Origin of the sequence: Janthinobacterium aquaticum, assembly GCF_009208565.1 — a bacterium.
GTDB lineage: Bacteria > Pseudomonadota > Gammaproteobacteria > Burkholderiales > Burkholderiaceae_D > Janthinobacterium.
Map to the genome: position 1 here is coordinate 184,767 of NZ_WFLK01000008.1, position 14,143 is coordinate 198,909.

A 14,143-nucleotide genomic window follows, 5' to 3' on the forward strand; every position below is an offset into this window, starting at 1 on the left:
AGGGGTTTTTGTCAACATCGATGCAACAGGCAGTGCGTCAGATGCCCGCTTTGGCGGGGCGGGAGACTGTGGGGCTGGGTGAAGCTCGGTCATGCACCTCCAGCGGCGAAGTTTGTGGCCCGCGACATGGAATCGACAAGACAGGAACAGCGCTGCTGCAAGCTGCGCTGACGACAGAGAACCTGCGGCGGGCGTTCAAGCGTGTTCGCACCAACAAGGGAGCGGCAGACGTCGATGGACTGGATATCAACCAGACCTCTCGTCATCTGGCGACTGCCTGGCCGTGCATACGAGAACAACTGCTGGCAGGGACATACCGGCCCAGTCCAGTGCGTCGAATGACGATTCCCAAACCGGATGGTGGCGAGCGTGAGCTCGGCATACCGACGGTAACGGATCGTCTGATCCAGCAAGCACTGCTAAAAATGCTGCAACGGATACAGCTCAAACAATGGAAGCACAGCCATCGTATCTATCGGGCGTTGCTGAAACTTGGCGCTCCTAAGCCCATTGCTCGCCGGGTTGCCGCGAAGCGTCTAGGCTGGTGGCGCAACAGTAACAGGCACTTGAAATACGTCTTGACCATCGCGTACTTCGACATGCTGGGCGTGCCGCGCTTGCTTTGACCTCAACTTCTCGAACCGCCCGGTGCGGACCAGCATGCCGGGTGGTGTGGCAGGGGAGTAGCCTTGGACTACCCCCTATGCCGATTAACTGATTGCTGCCGCTGCGCGGCAGCTCCGCGCGCCGTGGGCGCGCGTTCGTGGTTCTAAGCAGGTTCGGCTTGAGCATGCTTCCACGGCGCCTAACGCATCATCTTGTGTCCAATTGGCAGAACTGAGACGCCCCGGTAACCCCTCGCTTGAGTGCAACTTGCTTGGCTAGGTTGGGCATCATTCCAGGCCAAGTAAAAAAACTCGCTCGTATACATGCCCTAGAGCTGTCAAGTAGTTGGCTCGCACAGTGTGAGAATGTTCGATATTTTGATATTGCTAAATAAGCTACAATAGTCTGCAGCCAGCAAAAAGCAACCGTTGAAAATTTGTGGAGAGATTTTATGAATGAGCGACCAATCCCTCTCGCAGCACAACGAAACATCGATGCTGTCGAAATACTGCGTGTATGGGTGGCTGAGAGGCAATTACACTGTTCACTAAAGATTGGCATGTATAGAGACGGTATGGGTATTGACGAGGAATTGGCTTGGGGAGTAATCCTCGCAGATGCTGCTAGGCATATATCGAAAGCTCTGTACCCGAAGATGCAAAAGCCGAGGCGACTGCTCTACAAAAAATTCTCCACAGCTTTAACGATGAGGTCGCTGCGCCAACTTCAGGTGCTAAAGGCGGATTTGTATAGTAGGCTGAATTCGGCGAGGAACCGACCGTGACTAATTTAGATACACTATCGGCAAAAATCTACCATTTACACACTCTCAGTCGCGACAGCGCCACTAAAATATGAATGAATCAGATGAATGCACGGTCAGCCCTGATGAGCTAAAAACACCATTTTTTTGTGGAGCCGTGCTCGGTGTCTTCATTGCGATCATCGTCATAATCGGTTTTTCACTTGCTACGTCAGCATCCTGGATTGTCGTAATTTTGCCGGCAATTTTCTTATGTGGCTTTTTAGGGATGAAGTTCGGAGACCGATTTTGGGAACAGCTCGTGGGATTATTGTGACGGTTGTTACAGCGAATGGTCAGATACATCCAGCGGGAGTGGTGTAATGAATCTCCAGCAAGCCTCACTCCGGGACAGCGCTGCGCTTGCTTTTGCAGTAGTAAGTATTCCCGCTACCAAAGTGGCGCTCATGTTCTCAGAGTACCTGTTACACCTGCTGCTACCTCCATTCATGGAACCCGTCGCGCTCCTCATGGCATTGGGTGCCGCCATTTTTACGGCAAGCTATTTTGCACGCTCCTGGGTGAAAAGGTTGCTTCGAATTGCTGTGATCGTGGCTTGGTCCGGTCTGGCATATTTCATTGTTGCATTTGTTCCTGGGTGCATGTGGGCTCCCGCGTGCCTTTAGCTCGGCAACCACAAAGCATCGCGTCAAATCGAACGAAAAATAGGCTTGAACAGCTTGTTGGTCGGCCATTTGGCGCATCAACCTCGTCAGAAAGTCGAGTTGGTCGCACTCTCCTGATGTCCTTTTCCGAATCTTTAACCCCGCTCAATCCGATCATTCTTCACCAACGTATCGTCAACTCTCCCCCTACCCACGGAGAGCCCCATGTCCTACACCTACACCAAAGTCGACGACCTCGAAAAAACCAACATGGTCGGCAACCACCACTGCGTTGCGCTGGTTCGGCACTACGCCGGTGCACCTGCCACGCTGTCTTGGAAGCAGGGTGAAGCAGTGCTGGGGAATCGACTACTGCGCAAAGGCACTGCGATTGCCACGTTTGTTAACGGGAAATATGCAAATCACCGATCCGGCAATCACGCGGCGCTGTATATGGGGCAGATGGCGGACGGCATACTTGTCATGGATCAGTGGGTCAACAAACGCTACGGCATTGTGTCGTCACGCGTTTTGCGTGCCAAAGGTCAGAACAAGGATGGCTTGTACATCGACCCCAGCAACAATGCCGACGCCTTTTTCGTGATTGAATAGGAGCCGCCATGCGCAGGACTGTCATGCTGTTTGAAGCAAGAGTTGCGTGGGTAATGTTGTCTGGCAGCGCGCTGCCGCTGCTCGCGCAGTCAGCACCAAGTACGCAGCTTGCCTGCCCGGAAAGCATCCCTGCCACATCAATCCAGCTGCAGCCTGTGCCTTCCGGCTGGACGCCTTATGTTGACGGGCCGCTTTATCTGAGTGGGGCCGCGCCCATTGATGGCCGACCACAGCGCCGAGGGCAATTGGTACCCGGTAGCGAGCGCAAGCAGCAGCGATGGTCGGTGGCGCGCTATCGGCTGGAAGGCAGTTATCCCGATGGAAAGTGGCTGCAATGCAGCTATGGTGCGTATGGGGAAATTTCGCTGTCGAAAAGGCTCGATGACGGTGTGCGCTTTTGCGAGATCAGCTATCGCAAAGGTGGGAAGGCGGGGCAGGGCGAAGTGCGGGTCGATTGCAGGTGAGGGCTGAAAAACAAAGGCCGTTCGGTCTGCACCGAACGGCCTTTTTATACTACGCACTTCATGGGCCAAGCCCTAATGCCGTTAAGTTAAGCCCACCAGACATTTCACGCTTAACCCGAACAGCGAAAATGCCGGGGTCAGTCCGACCCCTAACCCCCCCCAGCGGCATTTCAATGCTTACCACATAATGACGCGCTCTTCCGGCGGCAGATACATCTTGTCGCCCGGCTTGATATCAAACGCTTTGTAGAAGCCCGGCTGGTTCATCACGGTGCCCTTGGCGCGGAATTCGCCTGGGGAGTGCGGGTCGCTCTTGATCTGGGCGATCGCCGCTTCCGGACGCAGTTTGGCGCGCCATTTCTGGGCGAAGCCGATATACAGGCGCTGCTCACCGGTCAGGCCGTCAATCACCGGCGAAGGCTTGCCGTTCAAGGAACGCTGGTAGGCGTTGTAGGTGATCGACAGGCCGGAGTTGTCGCCGATGTTTTCACCGAGCGTCAGTTCTCCGTTGATATGGTAGCCAGGCACCGGGCTGTAGGCACCGTATTGCTTGACCAGTCCGGCGGCCAGTTTTTTGAAGGCGGCGCGGTCTTCGGCCGTCCACCAGTTGCGCAGGCGGCCGTGGGCGTCGTACTGGCTGCCGGAGTCGTCAAAAGCGTGGCTGATTTCATGGCCGAAAGTAATACCCAGCAGGCCATAGTTGACGGCGTCTTCGGCTTTCACGTTGAAGAACGGCGGCTGCAAAATGGCGGCGGGGATGGTGATGGCGTTCAGCGCCGGGCTGTAGCTGGCGTTGACGGTTTGCGGCGTCATCGACCATTCGTCGCGGTCGACCGGTTTGCCCAGCTTGGCCAGGTTCTGCTGACGGCCCCAGGCACGCGCGGCGCGCACGTTGGCGACCAGGTCGGTCGGCTGGGTTTTCATGCTGCTGTAGTCGCGCCATTTTTCAGGATAGGCGATCTTCGGTTTCAGGCCGGCCAGTTTGAGTTGGGCTTCTTTCTTGGTTTCTGGGCCCATCCATTCGAGCTTCTCGATGCCGTCCTTGAAGGATGCGGCGAAGTTCTCGTACATGGCCATTACGCGCGGTTTGGTTTCCGGCGGCAGATACATCGCCACGTAGCGCTTGCCGACGGCGTCGCTGATGGCGCCGTCGGTAAAGCGCAGCGCCAGTTGCCACATCGGCTCGCTTTGCGGCACGCCGCGCAGGGTGGTGCCTTCGAAGGCAAAGCGTTCCTTGACGGTGGCGTTGTCGAGGTAGGCGGCGTAGCTTTCGATAATGCGCCAGTTCAGATAGCTTTTCCAGGCGTCCAGCGGCACTTCGGCCAGCGCTTGCGAGTAGCCGCTCAGGAAACTCGGCTGGCGCACCACGGCAGACGAGGCCTTCGGTGCAAAGCCGGCAGCGGTAAAGTAGGCTTGCCAGTCGAACGCCGGCGCCAGCGTGGCGAACTGGTCAAAGGCTACGCGGTTGTACGACTTGACCGGGTCGCGCTGCTGCACGCGCGTCCATTGCGCGGCGGCCAGGCGCGTTTCGATATCGAGCACTTGGGCAGCGTGAGCGGCGGCGTTTTTGTCGCCGCTCATGGTCAGCAGCGTTTCAATATGCTGCAGGTATTTGGCGCGCACCGCCGTCAGCTTGGCGTCGTCATCCTTCAGATAGTAGTCGCGGTCCGGCAGGCCCAGGCCGGACTGGCCGACGCTGACCGTGTAGTTGTCCGGGTCTTGCGCATCGGGCGTGACGCCGGCCGAGAATGGCGTCTGGATGCCATTTTTTTGCATGTAGGCAAACAGCGCCGGCAGCTCTTTCTTGTCTTTCACGGCGGCCACGCGCGCCAGCTCACCGTGCAGCGGCTTGAAGCCGGCTGCATTGCGTGCTTTTTCATTCATGAAGCTGTTGTACAGGTCGGCAATCTTGTGTGTTTCGCTGCCGGCCTTGCCGGGGTTTTTCAGCGTGGCGTCGATCAGTGCGCGCAGCTGGCCCTGGGCGATTTCACGCAGTTCGATGTAGGTGCCCCACACCGATTTGTCGGCAGGAATTTCCGTGTTGCGGGTCCATACGCCGTTGACGTAGGCGTAGAAATCGTCTTGCGGACGCACCGAAGTGTCGAGGGTTTTCAGGTCGATGCCCGATTCCAGCGGCGTTGCGGTGGCAGCCTGTTGGGCATGCAGTACAGGGGAGGACAGGGCGAACAGCGCGCAGCAGGCTGCGCTAAGCAGGGAGCGTTGAAATGAACGGTGCACAAGAATTCCTTTAACTTTGATGGTGCTTCCTTGTAAGAAGCGTGCAGGGCCAGGATGTGGCCAAAGATTATACCTGCCGGGCAACGTTATATCGCCTGCCAGATTTCCATTGTTATTTTTTTTAACAACACATCCCACTAAAATCTTGCTTCAAGCTAATTAATTAAATAAAATCCGTAACGACTTGATTTCAAATGAAAATCAAGGTCCCCCGTCCTGTGCCTTGGCTGTGCTCTGCAGTTGCCTACTCCCCGCTTCTGTGTTTTCCATACTGCTTCTTGCGGTAGATAGTCTTGTGTCCGTTTGCCTAGTGCGTCCGGGTTTCTTCGTGTGTTGAACATGCGTTTCCCTACACTTCTTTACTGGAAAAAAATGAATATCTCAAACCTGAAAATCGGTACGCGGCTGGGAGCCGGTTTTGGTGTGGTATTGCTGTTGCTGCTATTGGTTGCCGGTGTGGCCATCGGGCGCATCCATAGCATTAACTCGGCGGTCTCGAATATCCTCGACGACCGCTATGTCAAGGTCACGCTGGCCAGGGCGATTCAGGACGAAGTCAATGTCCAGGCGCGCTTTATCCGTAACGCCACCATCGGCGGGCATGATCCTGCCGAAGTGAGCACCTCGCTGAGCCGGCTGGAAGAGTCAGTGCAGAAGAATGTCAAAATGCTTGGTGATCTCAAGGCGATCATCAATAGCGACAAGGGCAAGCAGTTGTTCGATAGCCTGATGGTCAATCGCGACGCCTATGCCGCGGCGCGTAACCAGGCGGTCAAGCTGCTGCGTGACGGGCAGGTCGAGGCGGCGGGAGCATTTGTGCTGAAAGACCTGCGTCCGCCACAGAATGCGTTTTTCGCCGCCCTCAAAACCATGGTCGATTACCAGCAGGAGTTGATGACGCGCTCTGGCGAGACGGCGCGCGCCGACGGCAAGGTGGCCATCACTTCCACGCTGGTGCTGTCAAGCGTGGCCGCGCTGGCCGCAATTGGCCTGGCCTGGCTCATTACGCGCTCCATTACCGTGCCCGTCAATCAGGCCGTCCAGGTGGCGCAGACCGTGGCGGCAGGCGATTTGACCAGCCGCATTACCAGCACCTCCAAAGACGAAATCGGCATGCTGCTCGCTTCGCTGTCCGACATGAACGACAAGCTCAAAAATATCGTCGGCGAAGTGCGCAGCGGTACCGACGAGATCGCTACTTCGACCACTGAAGTGGCGACCGGCAATATGGACTTGTCTTCGCGTACCGAAGAGCAGGCCAGCGCGCTCGAGCAGACCGCTTCGTCGATGGAGGAACTCACCTCCACCGTCAGGCAGAATAGCGACAATGCACGCCAGGCCAACCAGCTGGCGCAGTCGGCTGCTGAAGTGGCGCAGCGCGGCGGCGAGGTGGTGTCGCAGGTGGTGGTGACGATGGAGTCGATCAACACCTCGGCCAACAAGATTGTCGATATTATTTCCGTGATCGACGGCATTGCTTTCCAGACCAATATCCTGGCGCTCAATGCGGCTGTGGAAGCGGCGCGCGCCGGCGAGCAGGGCCGCGGCTTTGCTGTGGTGGCCACCGAAGTGCGCAACCTGGCGCAGCGCTCGGCCGGCGCCGCCAAGGAAATCAAGACATTGATCGGCGACTCGGTAGAAAAAGTGGAAGCTGGCAACAGGCTGGTCAGCACCGCCGGCAGCACCATGAGTGAAGTCGTCTCCAGCGTACAGCGCCTAACCAGCCTGGTCGGCGAAATTACCGCCGCCAGCCGCGAGCAGGAAGTGGGCATCGAGCAGATCAACCAGGCGATTACGTCGATGGACACCGTGACGCAGCAAAATGCGGCGCTGGTGGAAGAGGCGGCCGCGGCCACCTCGGCGCTGCAGGAGCAGGCCAGCCGCCTGGCGCAGACGGTCAGCGTGTTCAAGCTCGACCAGGTGGCTGTGGCGCGTCCCAAGGCTGCGCCGGCACGCAAGCAGGTGACCGTGGTTGCCAGGACGCCGGTTGTCAGGCAAGCAGCGCTGCCTACCAAACGCGTCGTCAATGGCGAGCAAGACTGGGAAGAGTTTTAAGCCGGAGTTTGTTGCTGGTTGCTGTTGCTGTTGCTTGTCGGCTTACGCTGCGCTAAGCCGACCTACGATCATTTCAATTGGTAGGTCGGGGTAGGTCGGGTTAGCGCGCAGCGCGTAACCCGACAACCGCAGCGCGTAACCCGACAACTTCAGCGTCTAGAACTGATTCATGGTGTTATCTTTCCCCGCCGCCTTCAGCGCCGCTTCGCCGCTGAAGTAATCCTTGTGGTCGTCGCCGAGGTCGGAACCTGACATGTTCTGGTGCTTGACGCAGGCGATGCCCTGGCGGATTTCCTTGCGCTGCACGCCGGCCACGTAGCCGAGCATGCCCTGGTCGCCGAAGTATTCCTTGGCCAGGTTGTCGGTCGACAAGGCTGCCGTATGGTAGGTCGGCAGCGTGATCAGGTGGTGGAAGATGCCCGCTTCACGCGCTGCATCGGCCTGGAAGGTGCGGATCTTTTCATCGGCTTGCACGGCCAGTTCGCTGCTGTCGTATTCCACGCTCATCAGTTGGCCGCGCTCGTAGGCCGACACATCCTTGCCCTCGGCTTTCATCGCGTCATAGACCTGCTGGCGGAAGTTCAGCGTCCAGTTAAACGACGGGCTGTTGTTGTAGACCAGCTTGGCGTTCGGGATCACTTTGCGAATTTCGCTGACCATGCCGCCGATCTGGGCGATATGCGGTTTTTCCGTTTCGATCCACAGCAGATCGGCGCCGTTTTGCAGCGAGGTGATGCAGTCGAGCACGCAGCGCGCTTCGCCGGAGCCGGCGCGGAACTGGAACAGATTGCTGGGCAGGCGTTTCGGGCGCAGCAGCTTGCCTTCGCGCTTGATGATCACGTCGCCATTGCCCAATGCATCGGCCGATACTTCTTCGCAGTCGAGAAAGCTGTTGTACTGGTCGCCCAGATCGCCCGGCGTGGTGGTGACGGCGATCTGCTTGGTCAGGCCGGCGCCCAGCGAGTCGGTGCGGGCCACGATGATGCCGTTGTCCACGCCCAGTTCCAGGAAGGCGTAGCGGATGGCGCGGATCTTGGCCAGGAAATCTTCATGCGGCACGGTGACCTTGCCATCCTGGTGGCCGCACTGTTTCTCGTCGGACACCTGGTTCTCGATCTGGATGCAGCAGGCGCCTGCCTCGATGAACTGCTTGGCCAGCAGGTAGGTTGCTTCGGCGTTGCCAAAGCCGGCGTCGATGTCGGCGATGATGGGCACCACGTGCGTGACATGGTTGTCGATCTTGTCCTGGATGGCGGCCTTGGCGGCGCCTTCGGCGGCGCCGAGCTGGCGGAACAGGCCGCCCAGTTCACGCGCATCGGCCTGGCGCAGGAAGGTGTAGAGCTCGCGGATCAGGCTTGAGACGGCTGTTTTTTCATGCATCGACTGGTCCGGCAGCGGACCGAATTCCGAGCGCAGTGCTGCCACCATCCAGCCTGACAGATACAGATAGCGACGGTCGGTGCTGTTGAAATGCTTCTTGATCGAGATCATCTTTTGCTGGCCGATAAAACCGTGCCAGCAGCCCAGCGACTGCGTGTATTTGGACGGATCGGCATCGTAGGCGGCCATATCGGCGCGCATGATGCCTGCCGTATAGCGGGCGATATCGAGGCCGGTCTTGAACTTGTTCTGCGCGCGCATGCGGGCGGCGGACTCGGGGTTGATGGCGTTCCATGCGCTGCCTTGTTGCTCTTTCAAACCTGCAACTGCCTTGATGTCGTCTTGATATTGGGACATGTGAATCTCCTGAAAGAAAAGCTTGTTTGAGAAAACCGCCGAGTGCGCTGCGACCGGTGGTCGAAGCAAACTGCATGACTAAATAGTAGGCGATTACACAGGTATTCATCAAGTCTTATATAAGACATATAAGTTAAATTTAATCGTTCAATTTCAATGGCTTATATATTTAATTTTATGATGTGGAATGAATTTTCAAGAAATGGAACAACGCATGCTGCACTGCGGCGTGCATGTTTTTACAATGTGAAACGCTTTTTCAGCTTTTGATGCGAACGCACATTATTGTGCTCAGCTGGCGCCGTCCCGCCACGCACTGACGCGGTTGCGGCCGTCATTTTTCGACTGGTACAGCGCCGCATCGGCATGGTGCAGCAGGCCGGGCTTGTCGGCTGCGCCATGGTCCTGTGCGCTGGCGGTGGCGGCGCCAATGCTGACCGTGACCGTGCCGGCCGGGTTGGCCGCATGCGCGATACCGAGCGCCATCACGGCCGTGCGGATCGCTTCGGCCACCGTCAGTGCACCGGCGCTGTCGGTGTTGGGCAGGATCACGGCAAACTCTTCGCCGCCATAGCGCGCCACGGTATCGGCCGCACGCACGGCGCTGCCGGCAATGGCGCCGGCCACGGCGCGCAGGCAGTCGTCGCCTGCCACATGGCCATAGGCGTCATTGAACTTTTTGAAAAAATCCACGTCCAACATCAATAGCGACACGGCCTGGTGGCCGCGCCGGGCACGTTTCAGTTCGTAATCGAGTGCGCTGTCGAACGAGCGGCGGTTGGCCAGGCCGGTCAGGCCGTCCTTGAGAGCGATGGTTTTCAGTTCGGCATTGGCTTTTTCCAGTTCCAGACTGGCCGTGCGCAGTTCAGTTTCAACATGGTCGCGGATAATGATCTGGCGCATCAGCTTGCGAAAGAACCAGATCAGCGCCGCAATAGACAGCAGCGCGCCCAGAAGGATCTGGGTGCTGAAGATTTTCCAGGGCGCGTAAATATCCTGCTTTGACCGCGCTGCCGCCACCAGCACGGGGAAGTCGTCGAGGCGGCGGTAGGTGTACAGCCGTTCGATGCCGTCCACCGTGGCCACCAGCATTTCGGTGCTGGCGCGGCCGGTCTTGTGGTAGCTGGTAAATACTGCGCCCGATGACAGATTGGTGCCGATCAACTTTTCCTGGAACGGACGCCGGTAGAGCAGGGTACCGTTCTCCAGCGCAAAAAAGACCGTGCCGGTGTTGCCCAGGTCCAGGCTGTTGTAGAAGCGCTCGAACGAGTCGAGGCGCAGCGTGGCCAGCGCCACGCCGGCAAATGTGCCATCGCTGTACTCGAGCCGGCGCGAGACGGGAATGATCCAGTGGCCGGTGGAGCGGCTGCGCACGGGCGCGCTGATCAGGGTGGTGTTTTGCTTGTTGTTTTTGTGGAAGATAAAGTAATCGCGGTCGGCATTATTGCCTTTTTGCTGGCGGCCCAGCGAGGTGGCGTTCCACACGCCTTGCGCATCATAGACAAACAGGCCGTGGATGGCCGGCACCTTGCGTATCTGGCGCGCCAGGTAAATGCTCAGCCGTTCGCCAGCGAGTCCGGTGCTGCCTTCACGCTCGGTGCGCTCGACGATGTCGTCGAGGATCACGTCGGCAATCTTGATGGCGGTATTGGCTTGCGAGGCCAGCGTCAGCGCCATGTTCTGGGTAGAAACCCGGGCTTCGCGCAGGCGCATCTCGTGCGAGGACCAGACCAGCCAGACCGAGGCGCCGCCCAGCGCAAGGCAGATCACGACCATCACGCTGGCCATCAGGGCGACCAGCGGCCGCTTCTTGTCGCGCAGACTTTGCAAAGACGGATCCGCGATGTACGTTGCTCCCTGCATCAGTATGTCCGGCAAAATGGGAGGCAAGAACCACGCCAGCCTGGGCATGGGGCGGTGCTTGCCGGAAGGTGCCTGCTGGCCATACGGTATCACAAGCACCACCAGGCGATCTTGAATTTATTGATCAGCAATATTGCAGGCGGCAGCACTGCTGGCGCAGCGCCTGCCGCTGGTATCTTGCCTAGTGGGTGGCCGGCTGGCGCTGGATAAACAGTGCGGTCAGCACGCCGATCGCGCAGATAGCAATCACGTAGTAAGCCGGTCCCAGTACATTGTTTTTCAGCATCAGCGTGACGACTACCGGCGTCAGGCCGCCGAAAATCGCATACGACAGATTGTAGGAAAACGACAGGCCGGAAAAGCGCACCTGCGCAGGAAACGCCTGCACCAGCACGCAAGGCACGGCGCCGACCACGCCGACAAACAAACCGGTCATGGCGTACAGCGGCAGCAGCAGGTCGGGGCGGCTGCCGATGGTGGTGTAGAAGATATAAGTGGCGATGGCCAGCAATAGCGAGCCGACCAGGATCACGCGCTTGCCGCCCAGGCGGTCGGCCAGCGTGCCGGCAATCACGCAGCCGAACGCCAGCGCCAGCGTAGCTGCCACATTGGCCACCAGCGTGGTGCGCGGCGCAATATGGTGGATTTTCTGCAGCAGCGCAGGCGTCATCAAAATCACCACCACGATGCCGGCCGACAGCAGCCAGGTCAGCAGCATGGAAACAACCACCGCACCGCGATGGCTGCGCAGCACCGACTTGAGCGGCATTTCCAGCGACAGCGTCTTGCGTTGCTGCATCTCCGCAAACACCGGCGTCTCGTGCAGCCAGCGGCGCAAATACATGGCGCCAAAGCCGAACACGCCACCCAGCAGGAACGGATAGCGCCAGGCGCCGGCCGCCACTTCTTCGGGCATGTAGACGGTATTGAGGCCGGTGGCCACCAGGGAACCGAGCAGGATGCCGACTGTCAGGCCCGCTGTCAGCACGCCGCAGGCAAAGCCGGTATAGCGGCCGGGCACGTGTTCAGAAACAAACACCCAGGCGCCCGGTACTTCGCCGCCAACGGCGGCGCCCTGGAAGATGCGCATGAGCAGTAGCAGCAGCGGTGCGGCCAGGCCGATGGTGGCGTAGGTCGGCAGCAGGCCGATCAGCAGGGTCGGCACCGCCATCATCAGGATCGACAGCGTAAACATGCGCTTGCGGCCCAGCAGGTCGCCAAAGTGCGCCATCACGATGCCGCCCAGCGGCCGCACCACATAGCCGGCGGCAAAGATGCCGAAGGTCTGCAGCAGGCGCAGCCAGTCAGGCATGTCCGGCGGGAAGAATAACTGGCCGATGACGTTGGCAAAGAAAACAAAGATAATAAAATCGTAGAATTCCAGCGCGCCGCCAAGGGCGGCCAGGGACAGGGTCTTGTAGTCTTGTCTGGTCAGGGGGCGTGCAGCAGAAGTAGCAGAGGTGGCCATGTGTCTCGTCGTTATGTTTTATTGGGATGAACTGCCAGAGACAGCATACGCATTTCCCGCCTGCGAGTAAATGCGATGACGCCTGTGTGCGCTTGCCAAATAAATGCGCCATCGAGCGTCATTTATTGGTCAGTTTCCCGGATAAAAATTGATAAAATAGGCACTATACCGAAGAAAGGTTGAAATCGCCATCACTGGCAACCGCACTATGGCGGTGCTTTTACAACACTTGCCGCTCCTCGGGAAGGCGATACAGTTCGCTCCAGCCCAGATGGTCTTCCAGCCATTCATCAGCGTCCGAGCTATCCATCTGCATCAGCAGTGCACCCAGTTTCAGGTCGCCTTTTGCCATCGCCAGTACCGCCAGCACGGCGTTGAGCATGTCCGGCTGAAGTTGGCCTTCCAGCTCGCGCGTGGCCAGCTGCGCCAGTTGCACCCAGGCGCTGCGGTAGCTCTCGCGCAGCCAGTCGGGCAGTAGCGGATTGTGCTTGCGGTGGCGCTCCAGTTCGATCAATGCGCATAGCGCATACACGTCTTCGCTGCGTTCGGTTGCAGCGGCGGCAATGCGCACCAACTGCGGTACGGCCGCATACGAGGCGACGCCCACATCGCCCTGGTGGTGCAGTTCTTCCCACAGCTCTTGCCAGCTGTCTTCGCCTGCTTCCAGTTCGCGCAGCGCCGGTGCGGCGTCATAGTCGATGCGGTAGCCGCCTTGCAAGGTGGGCCAGAGCGGGTCGTCAAGTGTCAGCAAAGGGGCTCCTTTCAGATACCAAGTCGGTTGGGGTTGGTGGCATAGTCCACGCCGGTATGAAGTTCCTGCGGCTGGCTTATTGTAAGTGACACGGTGCTACCTGCTGCGCGCGTTGCCACCTGTATCGGAAGCCAGTTACCATCAGCCTTTATTTGCTTCTTTCATACAGAGATGCCAGTCGCCACTTTTGCAGAAGTTGCCGCCGCCGTGCGCGCCAGCCAGGGCACACCTGCCGGCCAGTGCATCGATGCCGCTACCCTGATCGAAGACGATCTGGGCATTACCGGCGACGATGGCTGCGCGCTGCTCGAAGAGCTGGAAAGCACGTTCGGTATCGCTTTTGCCGGCGCCGATGGCACGCTGCGTGGAGCTTTTGGCCTGGCGCCTGACGAGTACCTGTTTCATGGCGAAGGCTGGAGTTTGTTTCGCAAGGACAAGGTCAGGCCGCTCACCATGAGTGAATTGCACCGCGTCATCGCGGCCTTGCAATTGTCGGGGCCGGCATGACAGCGAGCTGGTCCTCGCCACCGCAACTGGCCGCGCTGGCCGCCTTCTATGCGCGCGCCAAAGCCGAACCGGCAACGGTATCGGACGCCGAACTGTTGGCTGCGGTGCGCAACGCCCACTGGCCCACCAATTGCTGGGCGTATGTGGATCTGTCGTTTGCCTTGATTGCGCCGGCCTGCCAGCTGCGTCCGCACCTTACCGCCGAGCTGATCGCCATGCCGATTGCCGCCATGATTGCTGGCGGCCTGGACAGCGTGCAGCAGGTACTGGCTTGCGGGGAGCGCTGCGCTGTCAATCGCGCGCCGTACGTGGCGACCCTGCCCGAGGCCGCCGGCTGGCTGGCGCAAACCTGGCCTACGCTCGATGCACTGGTAGCGCAGGTGTTCGCGCAGCAGTGGCTTGAGGCCATGGGAGACGATTAGGGCGCCGAATTTG

Annotated in this window: 11 protein-coding genes and 1 pseudogene; 7 read left to right on the forward strand and 5 right to left on the reverse strand. The window is 58.9% G+C overall.

Features of this window, described 5'->3' with window-relative positions; translation table 11 throughout:
- Window positions 1-20: 20 nt before the first annotated feature.
- From GCM43_RS14600 to GCM43_RS14615, 4 genes and pseudogenes are all read left to right on the forward strand, one after another.
- Window positions 21-440, forward strand: a pseudogene (locus tag GCM43_RS14600) (group II intron reverse transcriptase/maturase); the annotation flags it as partial.
- 617 nt (window positions 441-1,057) lie between these two features.
- Window positions 1,058-1,390: a DUF5076 domain-containing protein gene (locus GCM43_RS26575; RefSeq protein WP_152245490.1), complete on the forward strand. Its 333-nt coding sequence runs from the start codon at window positions 1,058-1,060 to the stop codon at window positions 1,388-1,390.
- 848 nt (window positions 1,391-2,238) lie between these two features.
- Window positions 2,239-2,625: a BPSL0067 family protein gene (locus tag GCM43_RS14610; RefSeq protein WP_152245492.1), complete on the forward strand. Its 387-nt coding sequence runs from the start codon at window positions 2,239-2,241 to the stop codon at window positions 2,623-2,625.
- A 23-nt stretch (window positions 2,626-2,648) separates the two neighbouring features.
- Window positions 2,649-3,089: an STY0301 family protein gene (locus GCM43_RS14615; protein WP_152245494.1), complete on the forward strand. Its 441-nt coding sequence runs from the start codon at window positions 2,649-2,651 to the stop codon at window positions 3,087-3,089.
- Window positions 3,090-3,266: 177 nt separating this feature from the next.
- Here GCM43_RS14615 and GCM43_RS14620 read toward each other — a convergent pair whose 3' ends face one another.
- Complete coding sequence (locus GCM43_RS14620; protein WP_226929494.1) at window positions 3,267-5,327, reverse strand: M13 family metallopeptidase; 2,061 nt, start codon at window positions 5,325-5,327, stop codon at window positions 3,267-3,269.
- Between the two features lie 372 nt (window positions 5,328-5,699).
- On the opposite strand from GCM43_RS14620, the gene GCM43_RS26510 reads away from it, so the two are divergent.
- On the forward strand, window positions 5,700-7,382 hold the full coding sequence (locus tag GCM43_RS26510) for a methyl-accepting chemotaxis protein (protein ID WP_152245495.1): 1,683 nt from the start codon (window positions 5,700-5,702) through the stop codon (window positions 7,380-7,382).
- Between the two features lie 156 nt (window positions 7,383-7,538).
- On the opposite strand, the gene GCM43_RS14630 is transcribed toward GCM43_RS26510, so the two are convergent.
- From GCM43_RS14630 to GCM43_RS14645, 4 genes are all read right to left on the reverse strand, one after another.
- Window positions 7,539-9,119 carry an isocitrate lyase gene (locus tag GCM43_RS14630; protein ID WP_152245497.1) on the reverse strand — a complete coding sequence of 527 codons (1,581 nt, stop codon included), beginning with the start codon at window positions 9,117-9,119 and terminating at the stop codon, window positions 7,539-7,541.
- 291 nt (window positions 9,120-9,410) lie between these two features.
- Window positions 9,411-10,949 (reverse strand): sensor domain-containing diguanylate cyclase, encoded by a 1,539-nt coding sequence (locus GCM43_RS14635; protein WP_193315624.1) that lies wholly within the window; start codon window positions 10,947-10,949, stop codon window positions 9,411-9,413.
- A gap of 214 nt (window positions 10,950-11,163) precedes the next feature.
- A complete protein-coding gene (locus GCM43_RS14640; protein WP_152245501.1) occupies window positions 11,164-12,450 on the reverse strand; it encodes an MFS transporter in 1,287 nt (428 codons plus the stop codon).
- 220 nt (window positions 12,451-12,670) lie between these two features.
- The gene (locus GCM43_RS14645) at window positions 12,671-13,201 is read right to left on the reverse strand and encodes a hypothetical protein (RefSeq protein ID WP_152245503.1); all 531 of its coding nucleotides are present in this window, start codon (window positions 13,199-13,201) and stop codon (window positions 12,671-12,673) included.
- Between the two features lie 171 nt (window positions 13,202-13,372).
- Here GCM43_RS14645 and GCM43_RS14650 point away from each other — a divergent pair, with 171 nt between their 5' ends.
- Both GCM43_RS14650 and GCM43_RS14655 read left to right on the forward strand, forming a co-directional pair.
- Window positions 13,373-13,708 (forward strand): hypothetical protein, encoded by a 336-nt coding sequence (locus GCM43_RS14650; protein ID WP_152245505.1) that lies wholly within the window; start codon window positions 13,373-13,375, stop codon window positions 13,706-13,708.
- Entirely contained in the window at window positions 13,705-14,130 is a 426-nt protein-coding gene (locus GCM43_RS14655) for a hypothetical protein (protein WP_152245507.1), read from the forward strand. The genes GCM43_RS14650 and GCM43_RS14655 overlap by 4 nt, the downstream gene beginning before the upstream one ends.
- Window positions 14,131-14,143 lie beyond the last annotated feature (13 nt).

Excerpts from the sequence above, each read along its gene's own strand:
- GCM43_RS26575 (WP_152245490.1), top strand. The coding sequence starts at position 1,058 with ATGAATGAGCGACCAATCCCTCTCGCAGCACAACGAAACATCGATGCT.
- GCM43_RS14610 (WP_152245492.1), top strand. The coding sequence starts at position 2,239 with ATGTCCTACACCTACACCAAAGTCGACGACCTCGAAAAAACCAACATG.
- GCM43_RS14615 (WP_152245494.1), top strand. The coding sequence starts at position 2,649 with ATGCTGTTTGAAGCAAGAGTTGCGTGGGTAATGTTGTCTGGCAGCGCG.
- GCM43_RS26510 (WP_152245495.1), top strand. The coding sequence starts at position 5,700 with ATGAATATCTCAAACCTGAAAATCGGTACGCGGCTGGGAGCCGGTTTT.
- GCM43_RS14630 (WP_152245497.1), bottom strand. The coding sequence starts at position 9,119 with ATGTCCCAATATCAAGACGACATCAAGGCAGTTGCAGGTTTGAAAGAG.
- GCM43_RS14640 (WP_152245501.1), bottom strand. The coding sequence starts at position 12,450 with ATGGCCACCTCTGCTACTTCTGCTGCACGCCCCCTGACCAGACAAGAC.
- GCM43_RS14650 (WP_152245505.1), top strand. The coding sequence starts at position 13,373 with ATGCCAGTCGCCACTTTTGCAGAAGTTGCCGCCGCCGTGCGCGCCAGC.
- GCM43_RS14655 (WP_152245507.1), top strand. The coding sequence starts at position 13,705 with ATGACAGCGAGCTGGTCCTCGCCACCGCAACTGGCCGCGCTGGCCGCC.